At 71.9% G+C, this 22,424-nt stretch carries 26 protein-coding genes; 7 read left to right on the top strand and 19 right to left on the bottom strand.

The annotated features are described in order from the left end of the window. The 15 genes from ACWDN5_RS38520 to ACWDN5_RS38450 form a co-directional block, all read right to left on the bottom strand. Nucleotides 1–750, bottom strand: a 750-nt coding sequence (locus ACWDN5_RS38520; protein WP_449679755.1) for an AAA family ATPase, incomplete at its 3' end; no start/stop codon positions are given. Then, nucleotides 747–1,355 (bottom strand): nucleotidyltransferase family protein, encoded by a 609-nt coding sequence (locus ACWDN5_RS38515; RefSeq protein WP_449679754.1) that lies wholly within the window; start codon nt 1,353–1,355, stop codon nt 747–749. The genes ACWDN5_RS38520 and ACWDN5_RS38515, both read right to left, overlap by 4 nt. 21 nt (nt 1,356–1,376) lie before the next feature. Then, on the bottom strand, nt 1,377–2,210 hold the full coding sequence (locus ACWDN5_RS38510; protein WP_310974526.1) for an IclR family transcriptional regulator domain-containing protein: 834 nt from the start codon (nt 2,208–2,210) through the stop codon (nt 1,377–1,379). Between the two features lie 10 nt (nt 2,211–2,220). Further along, complete coding sequence (gene pcaC, locus ACWDN5_RS38505; protein ID WP_176172256.1) at nt 2,221–2,622, bottom strand: 4-carboxymuconolactone decarboxylase; 402 nt, start codon at nt 2,620–2,622, stop codon at nt 2,221–2,223. After that, nucleotides 2,619–3,395: a 3-oxoadipate enol-lactonase gene (gene pcaD / locus ACWDN5_RS38500; RefSeq protein ID WP_449679753.1), complete on the bottom strand. Its 777-nt coding sequence runs from the start codon at nt 3,393–3,395 to the stop codon at nt 2,619–2,621. The genes pcaC and pcaD overlap by 4 nt, the downstream gene beginning before the upstream one ends. 4 nt (nt 3,396–3,399) lie before the next feature. Next, nucleotides 3,400–3,954 (bottom strand): protocatechuate 3,4-dioxygenase subunit alpha, encoded by a 555-nt coding sequence (gene pcaG / locus ACWDN5_RS38495; protein WP_310974528.1) that lies wholly within the window; start codon nt 3,952–3,954, stop codon nt 3,400–3,402. Continuing rightward, on the bottom strand, nt 3,951–4,688 hold the full coding sequence (gene pcaH, locus ACWDN5_RS38490) for a protocatechuate 3,4-dioxygenase subunit beta (RefSeq protein WP_449679752.1): 738 nt from the start codon (nt 4,686–4,688) through the stop codon (nt 3,951–3,953). The genes pcaG and pcaH overlap by 4 nt, the downstream gene beginning before the upstream one ends. A gap of 11 nt (nt 4,689–4,699) precedes the next feature. After that, the gene (locus ACWDN5_RS38485) at nt 4,700–5,881 is read right to left on the bottom strand and encodes a thiolase family protein (RefSeq protein WP_449679751.1); all 1,182 of its coding nucleotides are present in this window, start codon (nt 5,879–5,881) and stop codon (nt 4,700–4,702) included. Beyond that, nucleotides 5,878–6,636 carry a CoA-transferase subunit beta gene (locus tag ACWDN5_RS38480; RefSeq protein WP_449679750.1) on the bottom strand — a complete coding sequence of 253 codons (759 nt, stop codon included), beginning with the start codon at nt 6,634–6,636 and terminating at the stop codon, nt 5,878–5,880. The genes ACWDN5_RS38485 and ACWDN5_RS38480 overlap by 4 nt, the downstream gene beginning before the upstream one ends. Beyond that, nucleotides 6,633–7,442, bottom strand: a complete 810-nt coding sequence (locus ACWDN5_RS38475) for a CoA transferase subunit A (RefSeq protein WP_449679749.1) — start codon at nt 7,440–7,442, stop codon at nt 6,633–6,635. Before ACWDN5_RS38475 ends, ACWDN5_RS38480 begins: the two co-directional genes overlap by 4 nt. Nucleotides 7,443–7,608: 166 nt before the next feature. Continuing rightward, nucleotides 7,609–8,910: a glycoside hydrolase family 27 protein gene (locus ACWDN5_RS38470; RefSeq protein WP_449679748.1), complete on the bottom strand. Its 1,302-nt coding sequence runs from the start codon at nt 8,908–8,910 to the stop codon at nt 7,609–7,611. A 27-nt stretch (nt 8,911–8,937) separates the two neighbouring features. Next, nucleotides 8,938–9,771, bottom strand: coding sequence for a carbohydrate ABC transporter permease (locus tag ACWDN5_RS38465; RefSeq protein ID WP_310974534.1), 834 nt, complete (start codon nt 9,769–9,771; stop codon nt 8,938–8,940). After that, nucleotides 9,771–10,724, bottom strand: coding sequence for a carbohydrate ABC transporter permease (locus ACWDN5_RS38460; protein WP_449679747.1), 954 nt, complete (start codon nt 10,722–10,724; stop codon nt 9,771–9,773). The genes ACWDN5_RS38465 and ACWDN5_RS38460 overlap by 1 nt, the downstream gene beginning before the upstream one ends. Beyond that, complete coding sequence (locus ACWDN5_RS38455; protein WP_449679756.1) at nt 10,721–11,986, bottom strand: ABC transporter substrate-binding protein; 1,266 nt, start codon at nt 11,984–11,986, stop codon at nt 10,721–10,723. The genes ACWDN5_RS38460 and ACWDN5_RS38455 overlap by 4 nt, the downstream gene beginning before the upstream one ends. An 18-nt stretch (nt 11,987–12,004) precedes the next feature. Further along, the gene (locus ACWDN5_RS38450) at nt 12,005–13,174 is read right to left on the bottom strand and encodes an ROK family protein (protein ID WP_310974537.1); all 1,170 of its coding nucleotides are present in this window, start codon (nt 13,172–13,174) and stop codon (nt 12,005–12,007) included. A 76-nt stretch (nt 13,175–13,250) separates the two neighbouring features. Here ACWDN5_RS38450 and ACWDN5_RS38445 point away from each other — a divergent pair, with 76 nt between their 5' ends. The 3 genes from ACWDN5_RS38445 to ACWDN5_RS38435 are packed head-to-tail and all read left to right on the top strand — an operon-like array spanning nt 13,251 to nt 17,440. Then, nucleotides 13,251–15,347: an alpha-galactosidase gene (locus ACWDN5_RS38445; protein WP_449679746.1), complete on the top strand. Its 2,097-nt coding sequence runs from the start codon at nt 13,251–13,253 to the stop codon at nt 15,345–15,347. Between the two features lie 30 nt (nt 15,348–15,377). Beyond that, entirely contained in the window at nt 15,378–16,322 is a 945-nt protein-coding gene (locus tag ACWDN5_RS38440; RefSeq protein ID WP_449679745.1) for a 2-hydroxyacid dehydrogenase, read from the top strand. After that, entirely contained in the window at nt 16,319–17,440 is a 1,122-nt protein-coding gene (locus tag ACWDN5_RS38435; RefSeq protein ID WP_449679744.1) for a glycerate kinase, read from the top strand. The genes ACWDN5_RS38440 and ACWDN5_RS38435 overlap by 4 nt, the downstream gene beginning before the upstream one ends. A 196-nt stretch (nt 17,441–17,636) precedes the next feature. On the opposite strand, the gene ACWDN5_RS38430 is transcribed toward ACWDN5_RS38435, so the two are convergent. Together ACWDN5_RS38430 and ACWDN5_RS38425 are read right to left on the bottom strand one after the other, a co-directional pair. Next, nucleotides 17,637–17,930, bottom strand: coding sequence for an iron-sulfur cluster biosynthesis family protein (locus tag ACWDN5_RS38430; protein ID WP_176172267.1), 294 nt, complete (start codon nt 17,928–17,930; stop codon nt 17,637–17,639). Between the two features lie 77 nt (nt 17,931–18,007). Continuing rightward, nucleotides 18,008–18,418 (bottom strand): hypothetical protein, encoded by a 411-nt coding sequence (locus ACWDN5_RS38425; protein ID WP_449679743.1) that lies wholly within the window; start codon nt 18,416–18,418, stop codon nt 18,008–18,010. Nucleotides 18,419–18,556: 138 nt separating this feature from the next. Here ACWDN5_RS38425 and ACWDN5_RS38420 point away from each other — a divergent pair, with 138 nt between their 5' ends. The 4 genes from ACWDN5_RS38420 to shbA all read left to right on the top strand — a co-directional run bounded on the left by ACWDN5_RS38420 (nt 18,557) and on the right by shbA (nt 20,809). Further along, entirely contained in the window at nt 18,557–19,036 is a 480-nt protein-coding gene (locus tag ACWDN5_RS38420) for a GtrA family protein (protein WP_310974542.1), read from the top strand. A gap of 11 nt (nt 19,037–19,047) precedes the next feature. Then, nucleotides 19,048–19,431: a YidH family protein gene (locus ACWDN5_RS38415; RefSeq protein ID WP_396136967.1), complete on the top strand. Its 384-nt coding sequence runs from the start codon at nt 19,048–19,050 to the stop codon at nt 19,429–19,431. A 171-nt stretch (nt 19,432–19,602) separates the two neighbouring features. Beyond that, entirely contained in the window at nt 19,603–19,899 is a 297-nt protein-coding gene (locus ACWDN5_RS38410; RefSeq protein WP_449679742.1) for a DUF202 domain-containing protein, read from the top strand. A gap of 253 nt (nt 19,900–20,152) precedes the next feature. Beyond that, on the top strand, nt 20,153–20,809 hold the full coding sequence (gene shbA / locus ACWDN5_RS38405) for an RNA polymerase sigma factor ShbA (protein ID WP_449679741.1): 657 nt from the start codon (nt 20,153–20,155) through the stop codon (nt 20,807–20,809). 33 nt (nt 20,810–20,842) lie between these two features. Here the strand turns inward: shbA and ACWDN5_RS38400 are convergent, their stop codons facing one another. Next, complete coding sequence (locus ACWDN5_RS38400) at nt 20,843–21,694, bottom strand: amidohydrolase family protein (protein WP_449679740.1); 852 nt, start codon at nt 21,692–21,694, stop codon at nt 20,843–20,845. Then, nucleotides 21,691–22,424 (bottom strand): aldo/keto reductase (locus tag ACWDN5_RS38395; protein WP_449679739.1); only part of this gene is annotated, 734 nt, incomplete at its 5' end. The genes ACWDN5_RS38395 and ACWDN5_RS38400, both read right to left, overlap by 4 nt.

The following is a 22,424-nucleotide window of genomic DNA, read 5'->3' as shown; positions in this document are numbered from 1 at the left end:
AAGAGCCCGCCCCCAATCGAGGGACTCCGCCACTCCCGGTGGTTTCAGCAAATCCATTTCGCGGAGCCGATGCACCGCTTCAGCGATTTGCCGAGCCAGAGCTGCACTTACCCGCGGGATCCTACGGCGCAGGATCTCGACCTCCCGAACCAGGTCCGGGTGTTCGAGCCAGTGGTAGAGGCAACGACGTTTCAGCGCGTCGTGCACCTCGCGGGTCCGGTTCGAGGTGAGGATCACCAGCGGCGGGTGCTCGGCGCGGACTTCGCCGTACTCGGGGATGGTCACGGCGTGCTCGTCGAGCAGCTGCAGGAGGAAGGCCTCGAACTCGTCGTCGGCGCGGTCGATCTCGTCGATGAGCAGGACGCACGGGGCGCTGATCAGGGCCTGCAGCAGCGGCCGGGCCAGCAGGAACCGCTCGGTGTAGAGCGAGCGCTCGGCGGCCTCGACGTCGAGCTGCCCGCCGCCGGCCGCCTCGAGCGCGCGCAGGTGCAGCAGCTGGCGGGGGAAGTCCCACTCGTAGAGGGCCTGGGCGGCGTCGATGCCTTCGTGGCACTGGAGGCGGACGAGCGGCCGGTCCAGCGCGGTGGCCAGGGCCAGGGCGAGTGACGTCTTGCCGGTGCCGGGCTCGCCCTCGCAGAAGAGCGGGCGGCCCATCCGCAGGGCGAGGAAGCCGGCGGTCGCCAGCCCGTCATCGGCGAGGTAACCGGTCGCGTCGAGCGCGGCGGCGAGGTCTTCGGGCGAGTCCGTCACGAGTCGATCGTAGGTCTTCCGGCGGGACCGGCGAGATCGCCGGGGCGGTCGACGTCCCGGCCGCTGCCGAGGTCACCGCACTCGACCAGGGCGAGGTCGGCGCGGGTGGCGAGCCAGTCACGGGCGCCACGATCGCCTCGGGCGGTTTCCGCGACCTCGCCCCACCAGCGGCGGCCGAGCAGAACGGGGTGACCGGGGACGCCGTCGTAGGCCGCGCGGGCGACGGTTTCGGCGGTGACATCGGCGGTGAGGCGGGCGATGACGTCGGTGCCGACCCACGGGAGGTCCACGAGGTGGACGAGGGCGGCGGCGGGCTCGTCGGTGGTCTCGAGGGAGGTCAGGCCGGCGCGGAGGGAGGCGCCCATGCCGGTGGCCCAGTCCTCGGCCGTCACGGCCTGGGCGGGGTCGGGCAGGAGGGCGCGAACCTGGTCGGCGGCGGCCCCGACGACGACCCGCACGGGGTGACACCCCGCGGCGGTGAGGGTGCGGAAGGCGCGGAGGACGAGAGGTTCCCCGTCGAGTTCGGCGAGGGCTTTGGGGCCCCCGAAACGACGGCCGGCGCCGGCGGCCAGGAGGAGGCCCGCGACCTGGTGAGGAGTGGTCATGAGGGCGAGCCTGCCCGCGGGTCAGCCACGGGCGTGGGCCGGGGCTCCGACCGCCAGGTCCGCCTCGATGGCGCGGGCCGTCTCCAGCAGCGGGGGGACCAGGTCGCGCTCGACCGACTCCGCCGTTGTGCGGCTTGCGTGGGTGGACAGGTTCACCGCCGCCACGACTTGGCCCCTCCGGTCCCGGATCGGGGCGGCCACCGAGCGGAGGCCTTCCTCCAGTTCCTGGTCCACCATGGCCCAGCCCTGGGTGGCCACCCTGGCCAGCTCCGTGCGCAGGCGGGCCGGCGCCGTCACCGTGTGGTCCGTCAGGCGGTCCAAGCTCGCCACCAGGAAGTACGCCTCCAGGTCGGCCTCGGCGAGGCCCGCCAGCAGGACGTGGCCCATCGATGTCGCGTGCGCCGGGAAGCGGGTTCCCACGTTGATGCTCACCGTCATGATCCGGGAGACCGCCACCCGGGCCACGTAGACGATGTCGGTGCCCTCCAGGACCGAGACCGAGCTCGACTCGTGGACGCGGGCCGACAGGTGCTCCAGGTGCGGCTGGGCCACCTCCGGCAGCGTCATGCTCGACAGGTACGCGTAGCCCAGCTCCAGCACCCGGGCCGTCAGCGAGAAGTACTTGCCGTCGGTGCGGACGTAGCCCAGGTCGGCCAAGGTCAGGAGGAACCTTCTCGCCGCCGCGCGGGTGAGGCCCGTCGCGCGGGCCACGTCGCTCAACGTCAGCTCGGACGCGCCCGCGTGGAAGGCCTTGATGACCGCCAGGCCGCGCTCCAGCGACTGCACGTGGTGGGCTCCACGGTGCGCCGGTTCGTTGTCCAGGCGGACGTCGGTCTGCGGCCTCGTCACGTCCATGCCCGGCACCTTATCCGGCGTCCTTCGGCACGGCGCTCGGCTCGCCGAGCTCGGCGAGGGTGCGCTGGGCGATGGCGAAGGCCGCGTTCGCCGCCGGTGCGCCCGCGTAGACCGCCGTGTGCAGCAGGACCTCGCCGATCTCCGCCGCCGTCAGGCCGTTGCGGACCGCCGCCCGGACGTGCATCGCCAGCTCGTTGTGCGCGTGCAGCGCCGTCAGCGCCGCCAGGGTCACGCAGCTTCGGGTGCGGCGGTCCAGGCCGTCGCGGGCCCACACCGAGCCCCACGCGCCCTCGGTGATGTAGTCCTGGAACGGGCGGCTGAAGTCCGTGGTGCCCGCGACCGCGCGGTCGACGTGCTCGTCGCCGAGTACCTCGCGCCGCACCTTCATGCCCTGCTCGTGGCGGTCCGTCACGCTCGCTCCAAGTGGTCCAGGATCAGCCGGGTGAACTCCCCCGGCCGCTCGTAGCTGCCCAGGTGCGCGGCGTCCGCCACGACCTCCAGCCGTGCGCCGGGAATGCCCTCGGCGATCGGCCGCGCGTGCTCGGCCGGCGACGTGGCCGGGTCGTCCGCGCCCGCGATGACCACCGTAGGGGCGGTGATCTTCGGCAGCAGGTCGAGGAGGTCCATCCGCTCGATCGCCCCGCAGCACGCCGCGTAGCCCTCGGCCGGCACCGCCGCGATCATCGCGCGGAGGAACTCGGCCCGGTCCGGGTGCCGCTCGCGGTACCCCGGGGTCAGCCAGCGCTGCACGCCGGCCTCGGCCACCGCCGCGGTGCCCTCGGCACGGACCGTGCGGGCCCGGTCCGCCCACATCGACGGCGGGCCGAGCTTCGCCGACGTGCAGCACAGCACCAGGCTCGCGATCCGGTCCGGCGCGTGGATGCCGAGCCACATCCCGGTCATGCCGCCGAGCGACAGGCCCACGTGGTGCACCCGCTCGACGCCGAGGTCGTCGAGCAGCGCCAGGACGTCGGCACCCAGGTCTCCGAGCTCGTAGGGCCCCGGCGGGACCGGCGACGCGCCGTGCCCGCGCGCGTCGTAGCGGACCACCCGGAACCCGCGTTCCACCAGCGGCGCGACCTGGGGTTCCCACATCCGCAGGTCGCTGCCGAGCGACCCGCCGAACACGACCACCGGCCCGTCTTCGGGCCCTTCCACCACCCGGTGCAGCCGCACGGCGCTCACGGCGTCACACCCGGAAGAAGACGGTCTCGCCGTCTCCCTGCAGCCGTACGTCGAAGCGGTAGCCGTCGCCGGTCTTCGCCGCGATCAGCGTGCCGCGCCGCTCCTCGGGGACCGTCGCCAGCACCGGGTCGCCCGTGTTGTCCTGGTCCTCGAAGTAGATCCGCGTGACAACCCGGTTCAGCAGGCCGCGTGCGAACACCGAGACGTCGATGTGCCGGGCCTGCGTGGCGCCGCCCTCGCCCGGCACCACGCCGGGGAGCACGGTGTGGATCCCGTACGTGCCGTCGGTCTCCGTCGGGCAGCGGCCGAAGCCGCGGAACTCGCCGTTCGCCGCGCCGCGCGGGTCGTCCGGGTGGCGGAAGCCGCCCTCGGGATCGGCCTGCCAGGTCTCGATCATGGCGTCCGGGACCGGGTCGCCGTTGCCGTCGCGCACGGTGCCGCGGATCCAGAACGCGCCGGGCGTGCCCTCGGGCACGACGTGCGGGCCGTCGGGCCAGGGCAGCCCGATCGACAGGTACGGGCCGACGGTCTGCGAAGGGGTGGGCAGCAGCCTGGTCATTCGTCCTCGTCCTCTTCCTCTTCGAACACCGACGCGTCGCGCCCGCGCAGCACGATGTCGAACTGGAACCCGAGTGCCCACTCGGCCTGCGTGATGTCGTGGTCGTAGCGCGAGACCATCCGCTGCCGGGCCTTTTCGTCCGGGATCGAGTTGAAGATCGGGTCCTGGGAGAACAGCGGGTCGTCCGGGAAGTACATCTGGGTGACCAGCCGCTGGGTGAACGCCGAGCCGAACACCGAGAAGTGGATGTGCGCCGGGCGCCAGGCGTTGTCGTGGTTCTTCCACGGGTACGCGCCGGGCTTGATGGTGGTGAAGGTGTAGCGGCCGTCGCTGTCGGTCAGGGTGCGGCCGACGCCGTCGAAGTTCGGGTCGAGCGGGGACGGCCAGCGGTCGCCGGTGTGCCGGTAGCGGCCGCCCGCGTTCGCCTGCCAGATCTCGACCAGGGAGTCGCGCACCGGGCGGCCGTCGCCGTCGAGGAGCCGCCCGGTGACGATGATGCGCTGGCCCTGCGGCTCACCGGCGTGCTGCCGGGTGAGGTCGTTGTCGAGCTCGCCGAGGCGGCCGGGGCCGAGCAGCGGGCCGGTGACCTCGGTCAGCATCTGCGGCAGCAGGACGAGCTCCTGCTTCGGGTGCCGCAGCGCCGTGGAGCGGTAGCCGCTGGAGTCGAGGGGCGGGTGGGTGCCTTCGGGGTCCTCCCCGTAGCGCGGCAGCCTGAATTCGGTCGGAGTGGCCACGTTTCTCTCCCTTATCGGCCTTCGAGGACGACAGCCAGCCCCTGGCCGACGCCGATGCAGATGGCGGCCAGGCCCCAGCCCCCGCCGCGGCGGTGGAGGTCGTGCGCCAGGGTGCCGAGGATCCGGCCGCCGGACGCGCCGAGCGGGTGCCCGATGGCGATCGCGCCGCCGTGGGTGTTCACGATCTCCGGGTCCAGGTCCTTCCAGTCGCGCAGGCAGGCCAGCGACTGCGCGGCGAAGGCCTCGTTGAGCTCGACCGCGGCCAGGTCGTCCCAGCCGATGCCGGCGCGTTCGAGGGCGATCTCGGCCGCGCGCACCGGGCCGATGCCGAAGACGTCCGGGTCGACGCCCGCCGCGCCCCGGCCGGCGATCCGGGCCAGCGGGGCCTTGTTCAGGTTTTTCGCGGCCGCTTCGTCGCCGAGCAGGAGGGCCGAGGCGCCGTCGTTCAGCGGGGAGGCGTTGCCCGCGGTGACGGTGCCGTTCTCCTTGCGGAACACGGGCTTCAGCTTGGCGAGCTTCTCGGGGCTGGAGTCCGGGCGGATGCCTTCGTCGCGGGCCAGGTCGACGCCCTCGACCGGGACGACCAGGTCGTCGTAGAAGCCCTCGTCCCACGCCTTGGCGGCGTTGACGTGGCTGCGGGCGGCGAAGGCGTCCTGCTCGTCGCGGCCGATGCCGTAGCGCTCGGCGAGCTGTTCGGTGGACTCGCCGAGGGAGATCGTCCACTGCGACGGCATCGCCGGGTTGACCATGCGCCAGCCGAGCGCGGTGTTGTAGAGGGTCTGGTTGCCCGCGGGGAAGGCTTTGTCCGGCTTGGGCATGACGAGCGGCGAGCGGGTCATGGACTCGACGCCGCCCGCGACGACGAGGGAGGAGTCGCCGGTCTGGATCGCACGGCTGGCCTGGATGGCCGCGTCGAGGCCGGACCCGCAGAGGCGGTTGACCGTGCTGCCGGGGACGGTGGTGGGCCAGCCGGCGAGGAGGGCGGCCATGCGGGCGACGTTGCGGTTGTCCTCGCCCGCGCCGTTCGCGTCGCCGAGGGTGACTTCGTCCACTGTGGACGGGTCGAGGTCGTTGCGCTGCTGGAGCGCCTTGAGCACGCCGGCCGCGAGGTCGTCGGGGCGGACGCCGGCCAGCGCGCCGCCGTAGCGGCCGAACGGGGTGCGGATCGCGTCGAGGATGTAGACGTCGGTCATGCGCTTGCCTTCTCCAGGTCTCGCAGGAGGGTCAGCTCCTGCTCCGTGGGGGCCGGGGTGGTCTCGAGGTCGTCGGACACCTTCAGTTTCCACCCCGTGGCCGCGATGGCGCTGTCGAGGTCCACACCCGGGTGGAGGTGCGTCAACGTCAGCTCCGCCGTCTCCGGGTCCGGGCGCAGCAGCCCCAGGTCGGTGACCACCAGGGTGGGACCGCGGCCGGGCAGGCCCAGCCGCTCGCGGTCGCCCTTGCCGGTCCCGTGACCGAATGACGTCACGAAGTCGACCTTCTCCACGAAGGCGCGCGGGTTCTGGCGGAGGACGATGAAGACCTCGCCGCACGAGGCGGCGATCTCCGGGGCGCCGCCCGCTCCCGGCAACCTGACCTTCGGGTCGTGGTAGTCCGAGCCGATCACCGTCGTGTTGATGTTGCCGAACTTGTCCAGCTGGGCCGCGCCGAGGAAGCCGACGTCGATGCGGCCGGGCTGGAGCCAGTAGTTGAACACCTCGGGCACGCTGATCACCGCGTCCGCCGTGTCGGCCAGCTCGCCGTCGCCGATGGACAGGGGCAGGCGGGACGGCTTGGCGCCGAGGCAGCCCGACTCGTAGATCAGCGTCAGGTTCGGCGCGTGCGCGCGGCGGGCGAGGTTCGCCGCCTTGCTCGGGAGGCCGATGCCGACGAAGCAGGACATGCCGTCGCCGAGGGCCCGGGCCGCCGCGACGCTCATCATCTCGTCGGCGGTGTAATCCGCGCTCATTCCTTCACCCCGGTCAGCTCGTTCAGCCACTTCGTGAACTCCTCGCGATCGCGCCCGACCTCGTCCCACGCCTGGTACGCCGCGTTGTCCCGCTCGTAGTACCCCGCCGCGTACGACGGCTTCGCGCCGCCGGGCACCTCGGCCACCGCCGTGACCACCCACGCCGGGAGCACCACCGCGCCCGGGCGGTCGTCCAGCTCGTCGACGACTTCCTCGACCGTCACCAGCGACCGTTTCGCCGCCAGCACCGCTTCCTTCTGGACCCCCGTGATGCCCCACATCTGGACGTTGCCGGCGCGGTCCGCGCGCTGGGCGTGGACGATCGAGACGTCCGGGTTCAACGCCGGCACCGCCGTCAGCTTCTCGCCGGTGAACGGGCAGGTGATCGGCTTGATCGTGGCCGTCTGGGCCGGCAGGTCCGTGCCCGTGTAGCCGCGCAGCACCGCGAACGGCAGACCGGACGCGCCGGCGACGTACCGGTTCGCCATGCCCGCGTGGCTGTGTTCCTCGATCTCCAGCGGCACCGGCCAGTCGTGCTGGACGGCGTCGCGGAAGCGGTGCAGCGAGCCGACTCCCGGGTTGCCGCCCCAGGAAAAGATCAGCTTGCGCGCGCAGCCGGCGCCGATCAGCTGGTCGTAGACGATGTCCGGGGTCATCCGCACCAGCGTGAGATCACGCCGGCGCTGCCGGATGATCTCCTGCCCGGCCGCGACCGGGATGAGGTGCGTGAACCCTTCGAGCGCGACGGTGTCGCCGTCGTGCACCAGCCGGGCCACGGCCTCCTCCAGCGACAGCAGCTCCGCCATCACACCCTCCGCACTGTTCGCATCACGCACACTCGTTCTGCCAGCGAACATAGCACGGCGGAACCAGGCCCGACCAGACGTCTTCCACCCAATGGATGACGCACGCACGTCGAAGGGGACTTTCCCCGCCCGGACAGGCGGGAAAAGTCCCCTTCGGGAAGAACGGTCAGCCGATCCTGATCAACCGCGAGCCGTGGGGCGGCACGGCGGACGCCGTCCACGAGCCCCGGAACCGCCCGAGGTCCTGGCGCGCGACGAGGTCCCGCACCGGCCGCGCCCCGGCGAAGTCCACCGTGATGTCCGCGGGCGAAGAACCCAGGTTGTAGACGGCCGCGTACCACCGGCCGTCCGGCGCACGCTTCTTCCACACCTGGAGGTTCCCGCCACTGACCTGCGTGGGGTACGAACCGGCGTGGTCGACCGCGATGACCTCGGGGTTCGTCAGGATCGACACCGCGGAGGCATCGAGGAAATAGATGTCCCCTCCCACATACAGCGGCGACGAAGCCATGGACCAGAACGTCATCACGCTCTGCCGCTCGACGTCGGAGAGCCCGTCCTGGATGCCGGACCCCGTGTTGTTGCTGATCGGCATCGAGTCCAGGTCCGGCCGGTAGTTCGGCCCGAACACGCCGAGCCACGAAGGCAGGTCCGCCCACCGCGCCTTCACCGAGCTGTCCCAGGTGGACACCGTCTCGCAGTAGCACTCGATGTCCGTGTCGACGCGCACGCCGTTCGCGTAAGGCGCCAGGGAGGCACCGATGGACCGCGGCACCGGCCACGCGCTCGCCGTCAGCCACATCGGCCGCCGGGAGTGGTCGATCGCCGTCGACCAGGCCCGGATGTCGGCGACGTTGTCCGCGGTCGTCCCGTCGACCTTGACGAAGTCGACGCCCCAGGACGCGAACCGGGCCACGATCGAGTCGTAGTACTTCTGCGCGCACGGGTTCGAGAAGTCGACCTTCCAGTTCCCGCCCCAGCCGTTCGACGGCGTCAGCGGCTTGAAAGCGATGTCCTGCGCGTGGCACGACGTCCCGAGAATGGGCGCGTTCTTTTCGTAGACCTCCTTCTCGAGCCCGGTCACGGCGTACAGGCCCAGCTTCAGCCTGAGCGAGTGCACGGAGGAAGCCAGCGCCGGGATCCCGGACGGGAACCGGGTCGGATCGGGGTCGGGGATGCCGTTGACGTCGGTGTGGAAGACCCAGGACTGCGAAGCGTTCCAGCCCGAGTCGATGTTGACGTAGGTGTAACCGGCGGACTTGAGCTTGGTGGCGAGAGCCTGAGCCGCGTCACGGATGTGCGACTCGTTCAGCCACGAAGTGCCGTAACCCGCGCGGGTCGACGACTCCAGGCTCCAGCTGCTCCAGCCCATGAACGGCTTGACGAACGGCGTCCGCGCATCGGCCGGCGGAACAACCAGCGAGAAAAACGCGAGCACGGCCACGAAAACGGATAGGAGGCGCTGCACAGGGACACTCCTCGGTGAGGTGGGGACCTATTCCTTGAGCCCGCTGGCCGCGATCCCGCGGACGATGAACCGCTGGGCGACCAGGAACATCGCGACCAGCGGCGCGATGGTGACCAGAGCACCGGCGAACAGCGCCGGCAGGTTGACCGACTGCGCGGTCAGGAACGTCGAAAGCGCGATCTGCGCGGTCCACGACGACGGGTCCTGCCCGATGACCAGCGGCCACAGGAACGCGTTCCAGCTTTCGATGAACATCAGCGCCCCGAGCGAGGCGATCATGCTCCCGGAGTTCGGCAGGACCAGGCGCCGGTAGACGCCGAGGTAGCCGAGCCCGTCGAGCCGCCCGGCCTCCTCGATCTCCGCCGGGAACCGCAGGTAGAAGTTGCGGAACAGGATCACCGTGAACGCGCTGAACAGGTTCGGCGCGATGATGCCCCACTCGGTGTTGACCCCGCCCATCGAGCCGACGACGACGAACGTCGGCACGAACGTCACCGACTGCGGGATCATCAGCGTGACCAGCACGTAGGTGAACACGAAGCGCCGCCCGGGCACGTTGATCCGGGCCAGCGCGTACCCCGCCATCGAGCCGAAGAGCGTGCCGGCCGGGGCCGTCACGATCGCGACCAGGAACGAGTTCCCCAGCGCGTGCGCCATGGGCACCGAGGTGTCGGCGAACAGGTCGCCGAAGTTGACCCACGACAGCGGGTCCGGCAGCCACGCCCAGTCCGGCGAGCTGACCTGCTGCCGCGTCATCAGCGCGTTGCGCAGCATGATGTAGAACGGCAGCAGGAAGATCAGCGACAGCACAGAGGCCAGGACGTACTTCGGCGCCTTCCGGGACACCGGCAGAACGGCCATCAGTCCTTCTTCCCGAAGCCGACGAACCGGCCCTGCAGCAGGGTGATCACGACGATGATCACCGTCAGCAGGAACGCCCCCGCCGAGCCGACGCCGTAGTTCTGGTCGCCGAGCGCGGAGTCGTACAGGTAGACCAGCGGCGGTTTCACCGGCGCGGTCGCGGTGCCGGACAGCCCGGTGCCGAACAGGTTGTAGAACTCGTCGAACGCCTGGAACGCGGCGATGAGGATCAGCAGCAGCACGGCCACGGACGTGTTCCGCAGCTGCGGCAGCGTGATGTACCGGAAGGCCTGCCACTTCGTCGTGCCGTCCAGCTCGCCGGCTTCGTACAGCGACGGCGGGATCGCCTGCAGCCCGGCCAGGAACAGGATCATGTACAGCCCGACCTGCAGCCACAGCCGCAGCGTCACGACCGCGACCCAGTACACCGGCGGGCTCGTCGTCGACAGCCACGGCACCGGGTCGGCGCCGAACAGCCCGCCGACGACGTTCGCGACCCCGGACGGCAGCCCGTTGAACAGCGCCATCTTCCACACCAGCGCGGCGACGACGTACGACACCGCGGCCGGGATCAGGAACACGGTCCGGAAGAACGCCTTGCCGCGCTTGATGCTGTTGATCAGCACCGCGAGCCCGAGCGAGGCGACGAAGGTGATCGGCACGATGAAGACCGTGAAGAGCACGATCGTCGTCAACGATGTCAGGAAGGCGTCGTCGCCCAGCAGGAACGCGTAGTTGCCGAAGCCGATCCAGTTCCCGAGCGTGATGGTGCCGCGAGCGTCGTTGAAGCTGAGCAGGAAGCTCCACGCGATGGCGACGTACTTGAACAACCCCAGCCCGAGCACGACCGGCCCGGTGAGCACCACGAACGCGCCGATCGCCCGCCAGTCGCGACGCCGGCGGCGCGGCTTCGCCGGCGCCGAGACGGCCGGTGCCTCCATCAGGGCCGTCATGCCAGCTGCTTGTCGACTTCGGCCTGCGCCTTCTTCGCCGCGTCGCCGAGTTCGGCGGCCGGGTCGGCCTGCCCGTTCGCGATCTTCGTCGCGGCCTGCAGGAACAGCGTCGCCGACGCCTTGTTCCACAGCCCCGAGTAGGACTTGCCGAACTGCTGCGAGATCGTCACCGCGTCCTTCGCGGGCCCGCTGGCGAACTCGGTCGTCCGCGCCGCGACCTCCTTGCGGGCCGGGATGTGGAAGCCGTACTTGACGCACCAGTCCTTCTGCAGGTCGGCGTTCTTGATCCACAGCCAGTCGATGTACTTCTTGACGGCGTCGAGGTTCGCCGACTTCGCGTTGGCCAGCTGGTACCAGCCGCCGACGCGGGCGACCTGCTTGCCCGCGTCGCCGAACTTCGGCCACGCGACGACGCCGAAGTCGTCACCCAGGGCCTTCTTGACGTCCGGCAGCGACCACAGGCCGCCCCACTGCATGGCCGTGGCACCGTTGGCGAACGCGCCGGGGTCGGACCAGTCGGTCGGGTAGCCCTGGAGCAGGCCGCCGGTGTCGTGCAGCTGCTTGAGGCCGCCGATCGCGGCGATCGCTTCGGGTGAGGCGAACGCGACCTTCTTGCCGCTCGCGTCGAAGAAGTCCCCACCGGACGACCAGAGCAGGAGCGTCGCCGCTTCGCCGACGCCGTCGGTGCCGACGTACAGGCCCTTCTGCTTGCCGTTGTTAAGCTTCCGCGTCGCTTCCAGGAGTTCGGCGAACGTCTGCGGCGGCTGGACACCCACGGCCCGCAGGGCGCTCTTGCGGTAGTACAGCATCATGACGTCGTCGATCATCTTGACGCCGTAGACCTTGCCGTCGACGGTCACGGTGTCCAGCGCGGCCGGGCTGAAGTCGGCTTTGACCGGGCCGACCACGTCGTCAAGCGGCGCGAGCAGGCCGTTCTTGACGTTCTGGTAGCGGAAGTCGCCGAGTTCGAACAGGTCCGGGGCCTGCGCGGTGAGCATCGCCGAGTTGAGCTTGGTCTCGTAGTCGCCGGCGATCCAGCTGACGTTGATCGCGATGTCCGGGTTGGCCTTGGTGAACTCCTGCGCGTACCGCTGGACCGCCTGCTGCGTCCCGGATTCGCCGTACGCGTGGTACCACTGCTGCAACGTGACCTTCGCGCCCGAAGAGGAGGCGTTCTTGTTCAACGGGTCCGAGGTGCAACCCGCGAGGGCCGCTCCCCCGGCGAAGAGGACCGAACCGACCAGGAAGCTACGACGATTCATGGGGCTCACGGTGTCTCCTTAGACGCTTTCCGACGCGAAAAGGCTCTGGACGGCGACCGCGGCGGCACCGCGGGCCCACTCCTCGAACGGCAGCGGCCGGATGACCAGGCCGCACCGAGCCGCGCTGCCGAACGCCTGGACCGCGAAGGTCCGGCGGATCTGGTCTTCGAACAGGTCGTAGGTGGCGACGCCCTCACCCGAGACGACCACTCGTTCCGGGCCGAACAGGTTGACCAGCGCGGCCAGCCCGAGGCCGATCGCGTGCCCCGCCCCGGCGAAGACCTCCCGGAGCGGCTCGTCGCCGCCGCGGGCCCGCGTCACGGCGTCGTCCATCGACAGCCCGGGCTCGCCGGTGACCTGCCGGGCGCGGGTCAGGATCGCTTCGGTGGACGCGATCGCCTCGACGCAGCCCTGTCCGCCGCAGTGGCACGACGGCCCGCCGTCGGCGACCGGGACGTGCCCGATCTCCCCGGCGACGCCATGGGCGCCGCGGACGAGGTCGCCGTGGACGACCAGCGCGCTGCCGATGCCGGTGCCCACCGTGACCAGTGCGAACGACGATGCCCCGACCCCTTCGCCGAACCACTGCTCGGCGACGGCTAGGGCCTTGACGTCGTTTTCGAGGGTCACGGTCAGCCCGGTGGCCTCCTCGAGGAGTTCGGCCAGCGGCACGTCCCGCCAGCCGAGGAACGGGGAGTACCGGACGACGCCGGACGCGCGGTCGACGTCGCCGGACACCGCGATCCCGAGGCAGTAGGCCCGCTCGCGGAGGGTGCCGGTCAGCAGCTCGCCGACGAGATCGGCCAGCGCGCGGACGACGTGCCCGACGTCGTGGCCGGTCAGGGCGTGGTGGGCGCTGGCCCGGACGTCGGCGCGCAGGTCGGTGACCACGCCGATCAGGTCGTCGCCGGTGATCTTGACGCCGACGAAGTACTCGCGGTCCGGCCGGATGGCCAGGGGGTTCGCCGGGCGGCCGGCCCCGGGGGCGGTGCGGCCTTCGGAGGCGAGTTCTTCGAGGTAGCCGGCCTCGATGAAGGGCCGGGCGGCCTTGGTGACCGCGGCGGAGGAGAGCCCGGTGCGGCGGGCGACGTCGACGCGGGACACCGGCCCTTCGGTCAGGACCGTGGTGAACACGGTCGCGGCCGCGGGACTGGTGATCGGCGCCCTTGCCGGTGCACTGCGAGGCATGGCCGGAAGGGTAGAGAAATTTAATTAACTTCGTCAAGAATTTATTTTCGCGCTGGTCAGCTCTACGCTGTCGGGCATGTCGCTCGTCGAACACGACCCCGCGCACCGGCTGTGGCTGCTGCGCACCCCCGAGAGCTCGTACGCCTTCCGGCTGGACGCCGACGACCGCCCGCGGCACGTCCACTGGGGCCCGCCGCTGACCCTGGCCCAAGCCACGCAGGTCGCCGCGCGCCGCAACCCGGCCGACAGCAGCTTCGACGAGCCCGGCGACGAGCGGCAGGAACTCCCGGCCGAGGGCGGCGCGTTCTTCGGCGTCGCGGCGTTGGCCGTGCGGTACGCCGACGGGACCTCGGCGCTCGAGTGGCGCTACGACGGCTTCGCGCTCGAAGACGGCGCGCTCGTCGTCCGGCTCGCCGACCGGCACTACCCCCTGGAGCTGTCCCTGCACTACCGCGTCCGCGGGGACGTCGTCGAGCGCTGGACGTCGCTGCGGCACACCGGTTCCGAAGAGCCGATCGCGTTGCTGCGCACCGATTCCGCGTCATGGACGCTCCCCCGGCGCGAGGGCGCGCGGCTGAGCCGGACGTCCGGGGCGTGGAGCGCCGAGTACGGCGTGCTGCGCGAACCGCTGCCGGTCGGCGAAACCACCCTCACCAGCCGCCGCGGCGCCTCCAGCCACCAGGTCAACCCGTGGGTGATGCTCGACGCGGGCGACGCGACGGAGACCGCCGGCGAAGTGTGGTCTTCCGCGCTCGCGTGGAGCGGGAGCTGGCGGATCACCGTCGAGCGCACGCACACCGGCCGCGTCACCTGGACCGGCGGGTTCGGCCACGAGCACGTCGCCTGGCGGCTGCACCCGGGCGAAACGTGGGAGACGCCGGTGTTCGCCGGGCTCTACGCGGCCGACGGCTTCGGCGGGACGAGCCGTCGGTGGCACGCGTACGTCCGCGAGTTCGTCCAGCCGCACGCGAGCGAGCTGCGGCCGATCGTCTACAACTCCTGGGAGGCCACCGGCTGGGACGTCGACGAGCGGACCGAGACCGAGCTCGCCGCGGCGGCCGCGAAGCTGGGCGCGGAACTGTTCGTCATGGACGACGGCTGGTTCGGCGCCCGCAGCGGCGACACCGCCGGGCTCGGCGACTGGATCGCCAACGAACAGCGCTTCCCGGCCGGGTTGCAGCCCCTCGTCGACGCCGTCCACGCGCACGGGATGCAGTTCGGGTTGTGGGTCGAGCCGGAGATGGTCAACCCGGACAGCGACCTCTACCGCGCGCACCCGGACTGGGTGCTGCACATGGCGCACCGCTCCCGGACGACGTTGCGCAACCAGCTCGTGCTGAACTTCGCGCGCCCGGACGTCGCGGACTGGGCCCACAAGTGGCTCGACGGCCTGGTCGGCGCGCACGGCATCGACTACCTCAAGTGGGACATGAACCGCGCCTTCACCGAGGCCGGCTGGCCGGAGGCGGGGCCGGACGCCGCACGCCTCTGGGTCGGCCACATCCGGGCGGTGTACGCGATCCTGGACCGGCTGCGCACCGACCACCCGAACCTGCGGATCCAGGGCTGCGCGGGCGGCGGCGGGCGCACCGACCTGGGGATCCTCGCGCGCACCGACGAGATCTGGGCGTCGGACAACACCGACGCGGCCGACCGGATCACCATCCAGCACGGCTACGGCCAGATCTACCCCGCGGGAACGATGTCGGCCTGGGTGACCGACAGCCCGAACCCGGCCACGCACCGGGAAGCACCGCTGAGCTTCCGATTCCACGTGGCGATGGCGGGCGTGCTCGGCCTGGGCGGCGACCTGCCGCGCTGGACGCCGGGCGAACTCGCCGAAGCGGCGTCGCTCGTGGCGCTGTACAAGGAGATCCGGCCGGTGGTGCAGCACGGGACGCAGTACCGGCTGGCCGACCCGGCGGTCTCGGCGCTGACGGCGGTGCAGTACGTGCTGGACGATTCCGTGGTCGTGTTCTTCTGGCGGCGGCCCACGGAGTTCGCGCGGCCGGTCACGCCGCCGCGGCTCGCGGGGCTGGAGCCGGCCGGGTCGTACCGCGACCAGGACGGCGTCGTGCACCACGGCGCGGTGTTGCTGAGCCACGGGCTGGACGTCTCGTTGCCGGGGAGCGGGTACGCGAGCGCGGTGGTGCGGCTGACGCGCGTGGCCTGAATTGTCGGTGGGGTGCCCTACGCTGTCGTCGTGGCCAAGATCGCGGTGACCCGATGGATTCCCGACGACGCGGTGAAGCTCCTCGCCGAGGCAGGCGACGTGGAGGTCTCCCCCGCCGATCGTCCGCTGGCGCCTGCGGAACTGCACGAGTTCGTGCGCGGCGCGTCGGCGGTCGTCGGGATGCTGCACGACCGGCTCGACGGCGCGCTGGCCGACGCCGCCGGGCCGGGGCTGAAGGTGGTCGCGAACGTCGCCGTGGGGTACGACAACGTGGACGTCCCAGCGCTGGCGTCGCGCGGGATCGTCGTCACCAACACGCCCGGCGTGCTCACCGACGCCACCGCCGACCTCGCCTTCGGGCTGCTGCTCGCCGTCACGCGGCGGCTCGGCGAGGGCGAACGGCTGCTGCGCTCCCGCACGCCGTGGTCGTTCCACCTCGGCTTCCTGCTCGGCTCCGGGCTGCAGGGCAAGACGCTGGGCATCGTCGGGTTCGGGCAGATCGGGCGGGCGATGGCGCGCCGGGCCACGGCCTTCGGGATGTCGGTCGTCTACTCCGGACGGTCCAAAAAGGACACGGACGCCGAGTACGTGTCGTTCGAGGAGCTGCTGGCGCGCTCGGACGTCGTCTCGCTGCACTGCCCGCTGACGCCCGAGACCCGGCACCTGATCGACGCCGGGGCGCTGCGGGCCATGAAACCCGGGGCGTACCTGGTGAACACGACCCGCGGGCCGGTCGTCGACGAGGCCGCCCTGGCCGACGCGCTGGAGGCCGGGGAGATCGCCGGCGCCGCGCTCGACGTGTTCGAAAAGGAGCCCGAGGTCGAACCGCGGCTGCTCGGCCGGGACGACGTCGTGCTCAGCCCGCACCTGGGTTCGGCGACGGTCGAGACCCGCACCGCGATGGCCGTGCTGGCCGCGCGCAACGTCGCGGCGGTCCTCGCCGGGCGTCCCCCGCTGACGGAGGTGAAGCCGTGACCCGGGTCGTCATCGCGCCCGACAAGTTCAAGGGCAGCCTGACCGCGGTCGAGGCCGCGGCGGCGATCGCGCTCGGCGTGCGCGATGCCTTGCCGGACGCGGAAATCGTCACGTGCCCGGTCGCCGACGGCGGCGAGGGCACCCTGGACGTCCTGGAAGCCGCGGGCGCGCGGATCGTGCGGATGACGGTGCGCGGGCCGCTGGACGAGCAGGTCCAGGCGCGGTACGCGGTGCTGGACGGCACGGCGTACGTCGAATCCGCGCGCGCGTGCGGGATCGAATTCGTCGAACCCTCCCCGGCGACAGCGCTGGCCGCACACACCTGGGGGGTCGGCGAGCTCCTGGCGGACGCGCTGGTGCACGGCGCGAAGCGGCTGGTGCTCACGGTCGGCGGCACGGCCAGCACCGACGGCGGGGCGGGAATGCTCGGCGCGCTGGGCGCCGGCGTGCTGGACGCGTTCGGCGCACCGGTCGGCCTGGGCGGCGGGACGCTGACGCGGGTGGCGTCGACGGAGCTGACACCGGTGCGCGAGCGGCTGGACGGCGTGCGCGTGGCGGTCGCGACCGACGTGACGAACCCGTTGCTGGGCCCGGAAGGCGCGGCGGCGGTGTTCGGGCCGCAGAAGGGGGCGGGCCCCGAGGAGGTGGCGCTGCTCGACGAGGGATTGGGGCGGTGGGCGCACGCGCTGCAGGTCGGCGGCGCGCCGGACGTCACACGGGTGCCGGGTTCGGGCGCCGGCGGCGGAGTGGCCGCGGCCGCGATCGCGCTCGGGGCGAGCGTGGAGTCCGGGTTCGACCTCATCGCGGGCCTGACCGGGGTCGACGAGGCGTTGACCGGGGCGGACCTGGTGATCACGGGCGAGGGATCGCTGGACGAGCAGAGCCTCAACGGAAAGGCCCCGGCGGGCATCGCGGACCGGGCGCGGCCCCGCGGGGTGCCGCTGCTGGCGCTGGCCGGGCGGATCCAGCTCGACGCGGCGGGATTGGCACGGTTGGGGGTGGTGGGGAGCAGCGCGCTGATCGACCACGCGCCTTCGCTGGATCACGCGCGGAAGCACGCGGCGGAGTTGCTGCGAGAGCGGGCGGCGGAGCTGGTCCGCGCCTGGAGGGAGGGGTAGACGAGGGCTCAGGTTGATCCGGCGCGAGGGCAGCCGGGAGGCGTTGCACGAGGTGGACCCGGCGGGTGGGCCCTGTGGGACCGGCGGCCGGCGAAGTCGGCGGCCAGCGGTGAGCGTCGGCGGCGCGCGGCGCTGCACGGCGCCGCCTGCGAACGGACCTTCCGCACTCGAGGAGCGAAAGGCCCGTCCGCCGCGGTCAGCTCGTGTGCTGGGGCAGCACGGCGAATGCCACGCCGCCCGCTTCGTCCTCCTGGACGTCCAGGACCTTGTCGTCCAGCAGGGCGGCCGCCTGGGGCTCGAGGAACACCTTCGGCCCTTCGGCCTCTCCCAGGACGCTGTCGCCCTCGGCGGGCTCGGGCGCCACCGACAGGGCCAGCTGGGCGCTCTCTCCGTCGGCGTTCTGGACCGCCAGGCGCAGTCCGGCTTCCCCCTCGCCCTGGCTGGTCAACGCGGTGATCGCCTCGGCGGCGGCTTCGGTCACGGTCAGCATTTTCGGCCTTCCCTTCGTCGCGGTCCGATGTTTTCCCCACGCTAGGGGCGTCCGAACGGACGTGCAGTCTGAGCGGATCAGCCCTGCCGGGCCGCCCGGATGGCGTCCGCCACCGACTCGCCCGCGTAGTCCGTCGTCTCGCGGCGGCCCTGATTGGAATGGCGGCGGGGCACCGTCTCCTCCGGGACCACCGGCTCGAAGTCCGCCGGCGCGTCTTCGATCGTCTCGTCGAGCTCCGCGGCCGGCGTGGCCGCGAGCGGGCGCTCCGGGACCGGCTCCGGCTCGGCGTCCGGGATCTCTTCGGCCAGGCGCTGGTCCATCGGCTCGCCTTCGCGGATCTCCCGGGGCGTGGTGCCGTACCGGTCGGCGGCGCTCCAGTGCTCGGGCGGCTCGATGCCCTCCTCGAGCGAATCCACGCGCAGCTCGTCCTCGTCCAGCGCCTCGCTGGGACTCAAGCTCTGCGGTTCGGCCGAGTCACGGTCGCTCACTGGCCCTCCAGGCGCGTCGGGAACATCTCGTCGCCGGTGACCTACCCCGGCCCACAGGGCGGCGAAACCTGCCGGTGTCGCAGGGATCACAGGGTTTAACACATTCACAAGTTTGTGAATGTGGGCTAGGTTGGGATCATGGCCACCACCAGGTGCGCACCGGAACACCGGCTGCTCGCCACCGACCCGGACCGCCACCACGAGCTCGGCACGCACGCGGCTTGGTACGTCGTGGCCGGCGTAGTGACAACCGGCGTCCAGGCCGTTCTGTTCCTCCTGCTGCGCGACGAGCTCGGCTCCCAGGTGGCGAACCTGGTCGCGATCGCGCTCACCACCGTCGGCAACACCGAGTTCCACCGCCGCGTCACCTTCGCCGGGCGACGCAGCAACGCCGGCAAGCGGCACCTGCAGGACCTGCTCACCTTCGCCTTCTACGCCCTGTACGGCTCGGCCGTGCTGGCCCTGCTCGACGCCTTCGTCGACCGGCCGACGTCGTGGGAGGAGACCGGCACCCTGCTGCTCGCCAGCCTCGTCGGCGGGTTCGTGCGGTTCGCCGTGCTGCGCTGGTGGGTCTTCGCGCACCGCACCGACCCGGCCGCGCCCGCCCACACCGGCTAGCGTCTGCGGACGTGGCCCCGGACGAAAGCAAGCCGGCCGACGGCGCACCGGACGGCATCACGCCCCACGCGGGCGGCACCGAACCGGACTACCGCTTCACGCTGGCCAACGAACGCACCTTCCTCGCCTGGCTCCGCACCGCCCTCGGATTGCTCGCGGGCGGCGTCGCCGTGCACCAGCTGGTGCCGTCACCGGCCGCGGCCAGCACGGTGCTCGCCGGCCTGTGCGTCGCGCTGGCCGCCGTCCTCGCCGCGACCGCCTACCCGCGCTGGCGGCGGGTGCAGATCGCGATGCGGGCCGGGCAGCCGCTGCCGCCGAGCCGGACGATCCTGGTGCTGACGGGCGGCCTGCTGACGCTGATCGTCGCCGCGGCCGTGCTGCTGGTGGTCTCGTGAGTGACACGAATGGCAGCGGACGGTGACGGCCGGGAAAACCGGCCCATCCGCCCGGCTTTCCCGGCGAGCCGGCCGGCCCGCTCCGGGCGAGCGGCCCGCCTGGACGCGAATACCGTCGCTTCGCGATTATCGTGACGTCAAAAGTACCGACACGCCGACCGAGATCCGGCCGTGACCACCCCCGCGGGCGCCCAAGCCGAGCGCACCGGGCTCGCCTGGCGGCGGACGGCCTTGGCGTCCGCCGCCTGCACGGTACTGCTCCTGCACTCCGCCGCCCAGCGCCATTGGGGTGGCACGCTGATCCCGGTGGTGCTCGCCGCGGGGACATCCGCCCTGCTAGCGGCCATCGGGATGCACCGCGAACGGGCCTTGCGCGCCGCCGAACCGGGGCCGCCGAGCCGCTTGCTGCCCGCCATCGCGTCGCTCGCCGTGACCGTGACCGCCACTTCCGTGGTCGTCTTCCACTGACGAGTGAACTCGGCACATCCTGAAACCGATTAATCGCAATGTGCGGGGGCGGGTCGCGGGAACATCACGGTCGATACTGCTAACGGGGTATTGGTCGTTGAAATCTGGACTGACCCGCCTGGAGGTGCTTACGATTACCCTGCGTCGCACGGACCGCAGATCGGCCCCGATCCATCGGAGCATCTGCGATGGATCAGTTACGGAGTGTTGAACCCCCGGCAGCGACGGTCGAGGGTCGGCCGGGGAGACGACCATGACGGCACCGCCGAGTACCACCGAACAATCCGCTTCCAGCCTTCGCGATTATCGCACCCCCGAGACTCTGCCCCGCCCGGGCGGACGGCTCACCAAGGAGGACCTCGACCCCCTCGTCAAGGACGCGGGCGAGGGCAACCCGGCGGCGATCCACTCGCTGCTGCAGATGATCGAGCCGGTGGTGGTCCGCTACTGCCGCGCGCGCATGGGCGGCCGCGACCTCTCCTACCTGTCGGCCGACGACGTCGCCCAGGAAGTCTGCCTGGCCGTGCTCAAGGCCCTGCCCGACTACCAGGACCGCGGCGGCTCCTTCCTCTACCTGGTCCACGCGATCGCGGCCAACAAGGTCGCCGACGCCTACCGCGCCGTCGCCCGCGACCGCTCCGAGCCCGTCCCCGAGCTCCCGGAGAGCCCGCACGTCGCCGGCAACGAGCCCGAGTCGCACGCGCTGCACCTCGACCTCGGTGCCCGCCTCGGCCGGCTGCTCGCCTCCCTGCCCCGGGTGCAGCAGGAGATCCTGACCCTGCGCATCGCCGTCGGCTTCTCGGCGACCGAAACCGCCGAAGCGCTCGGCATCTCCGCGGGCAACGTCCGCGTGACGCAGCACCGCGCCCTGACCCGGCTGCGCGGCATGATCCGCGACGAAGAGTTCTGAGACCACACCGGCGGGCGGGCGGGGTCGCCTTTTTTACCCCCTGGAGGAGGTGACCTCGCCCGCGTCCAGCCCGTAGACCTTGCGGGCGTTGTGCTCGAAGACGGCCAGGCGCTCAGCGTCCGACAGCGAGCCCGTCAGGGCGATCGCCGCGTCGAGGACCACTTCGTAGGACGCCGCCAGTTCGCAGACCGGCCAGTCCGAGCCGAACAGCAGGCGCTCCGGGCCGAACACGTCCAGCACGTGGTCGACGTACCGGCGCAGGTGCCCGACCTCCCAGCCGGTCCAGTCCGCTTCGGTGACCAGACCGGACAGCTTGCACACGACGTTCTCGCGCCCCGCCAGCGCCGCCACGGCGGACGCCCACGGCTCCCACTCCCCCGTCGCGATCGGGGGCTTCGCCGCGTGGTCCAGCACCAGGCGCAGCTGCGGCAGGCGCAACGCCACCTCGGCCGCGGCAGGGAGCTGCGAGGGGCGCACCAGCAGGTCGAACGCCAATCCCGCCGCCGCCACCGCGCTGAGCCCGGCCAGCACCTCGGGCCGCAGCAGCCAATCGTCGTCCGGCTCGTTCTCCACCTGGTGCCGGACGCCGGCCAGGGGTCCGTCGAGGGCGGCCAGCCGGTCGGCGACGTCCGCGGCGGTGAGGTCCACCCAGCCGACCACGCCCGCGATCACCGGCTCCGCGGCCGCCGTCGCGAGGAACTCCGCCGTCTCCTCCGCCGAGGACACCGTCTGGACCAGGACCGTCGCGTGCACGCCCGCCGCCTTCGTCACCGCACGCAGGTCGTCGACCGTGTACGGGCGCCGGATCGGGTCCATGGCGTCGCCCGTCATCCACGGGTAGTCGCGCCGCGCGGGGTCCCACAGGTGGTGGTGCGCGTCGATCATGAGACTCCTTCGGCGATGACGACGTCGGCCCGCAGCAGTCCCGCGTCGATCAGCTCGATCCACAGGGCCGGTGGCACCACGGCCCGCGCACGCCGGGCGTTGACGCTCACCTGCGAAGGATCATGCGCGCCGACGACCACCGACGCCACCGCGGGATGCCCCATCGGCAGGGCCAGCGCGGCTTCCGGCAGCTCGACGCCGTGCCGCGCGCAGATCTCCGCGATCCGCCCGGCCCGTTCGACCAGCTCCGGCGGTGCTTCGGCGTAGTCGTAGACGCGGCCCGGTTCGGCGGTCGCCAGGATCCCGCCGTTGAAGGCGCCCCCGGCCACCACCTTGACGCCCTTCGCGGCGCAGAGCGGGAACAGCTCGTCCAGCGCCGGCTGGTCGAGCAGCGTGTAGCGGCCGGCCACCAGCAGGACGTCGAGGTCGGTGCGGCGGACGAACTCGGCCAGCATCGGCGCCTGGTTCATCCCGGCGCCGAACCCGCCGATCACACCCTGCTCCCGCAGTTCGCGCAACGCCGGGAACGCCCCGGAAACCGCCTCCTCGAAGTGGTCGTCGGGGTCGTGGACGTACACGATGTCGACGCGGTCGAGGCCCAGCCGCGTCAGGCTGTCGTCCAGGGACCGCAGGACGCCGTCGCGGCTGAAGTCCCACCGGCGCTTGTACGCGGCCGGGACGGCGAAGCCCTGGTCGTCGCGGGCGCCGGCGCCGCCGGGGTTGGGCTCCA

Source organism: Amycolatopsis sp. NPDC003731, assembly GCF_053586895.1.
The sequence above is the reverse complement of the archived record's forward strand: the minus strand, read 5'-3'. Positions and strand labels throughout refer to the sequence as shown.

What these genes read in the sequence shown, in the direction of transcription:
- ACWDN5_RS38510 (WP_310974526.1), bottom strand. Translation starts at nt 2,210, where the DNA reads ATGGACGTGACGAGGCCGCAGACCGACGTCCGCCTGGACAACGAACCG.
- shbA (WP_449679741.1), top strand. Translation starts at nt 20,153, where the DNA reads ATGACGGCACCGCCGAGTACCACCGAACAATCCGCTTCCAGCCTTCGC.
- ACWDN5_RS38515 (WP_449679754.1), bottom strand. Translation starts at nt 1,355, where the DNA reads ATGACCACTCCTCACCAGGTCGCGGGCCTCCTCCTGGCCGCCGGCGCC.
- ACWDN5_RS38480 (WP_449679750.1), bottom strand. Translation starts at nt 6,636, where the DNA reads ATGAGCGCGGATTACACCGCCGACGAGATGATGAGCGTCGCGGCGGCC.
- ACWDN5_RS38465 (WP_310974534.1), bottom strand. Translation starts at nt 9,771, where the DNA reads ATGGCCGTTCTGCCGGTGTCCCGGAAGGCGCCGAAGTACGTCCTGGCC.
- ACWDN5_RS38400 (WP_449679740.1), bottom strand. Translation starts at nt 21,694, where the DNA reads ATGATCGACGCGCACCACCACCTGTGGGACCCCGCGCGGCGCGACTAC.
- pcaG (WP_310974528.1), bottom strand. Translation starts at nt 3,954, where the DNA reads ATGACCAGGCTGCTGCCCACCCCTTCGCAGACCGTCGGCCCGTACCTG.
- ACWDN5_RS38445 (WP_449679746.1), top strand. Translation starts at nt 13,251, where the DNA reads ATGTCGCTCGTCGAACACGACCCCGCGCACCGGCTGTGGCTGCTGCGC.
- ACWDN5_RS38420 (WP_310974542.1), top strand. Translation starts at nt 18,557, where the DNA reads ATGGCCACCACCAGGTGCGCACCGGAACACCGGCTGCTCGCCACCGAC.
- ACWDN5_RS38455 (WP_449679756.1), bottom strand. Translation starts at nt 11,986, where the DNA reads ATGAATCGTCGTAGCTTCCTGGTCGGTTCGGTCCTCTTCGCCGGGGGA.
- ACWDN5_RS38475 (WP_449679749.1), bottom strand. Translation starts at nt 7,442, where the DNA reads ATGGCGGAGCTGCTGTCGCTGGAGGAGGCCGTGGCCCGGCTGGTGCAC.
- ACWDN5_RS38450 (WP_310974537.1), bottom strand. Translation starts at nt 13,174, where the DNA reads ATGCCTCGCAGTGCACCGGCAAGGGCGCCGATCACCAGTCCCGCGGCC.
- ACWDN5_RS38430 (WP_176172267.1), bottom strand. Translation starts at nt 17,930, where the DNA reads ATGCTGACCGTGACCGAAGCCGCCGCCGAGGCGATCACCGCGTTGACC.
- ACWDN5_RS38485 (WP_449679751.1), bottom strand. Translation starts at nt 5,881, where the DNA reads ATGACCGACGTCTACATCCTCGACGCGATCCGCACCCCGTTCGGCCGC.
- ACWDN5_RS38460 (WP_449679747.1), bottom strand. Translation starts at nt 10,724, where the DNA reads ATGACGGCCCTGATGGAGGCACCGGCCGTCTCGGCGCCGGCGAAGCCG.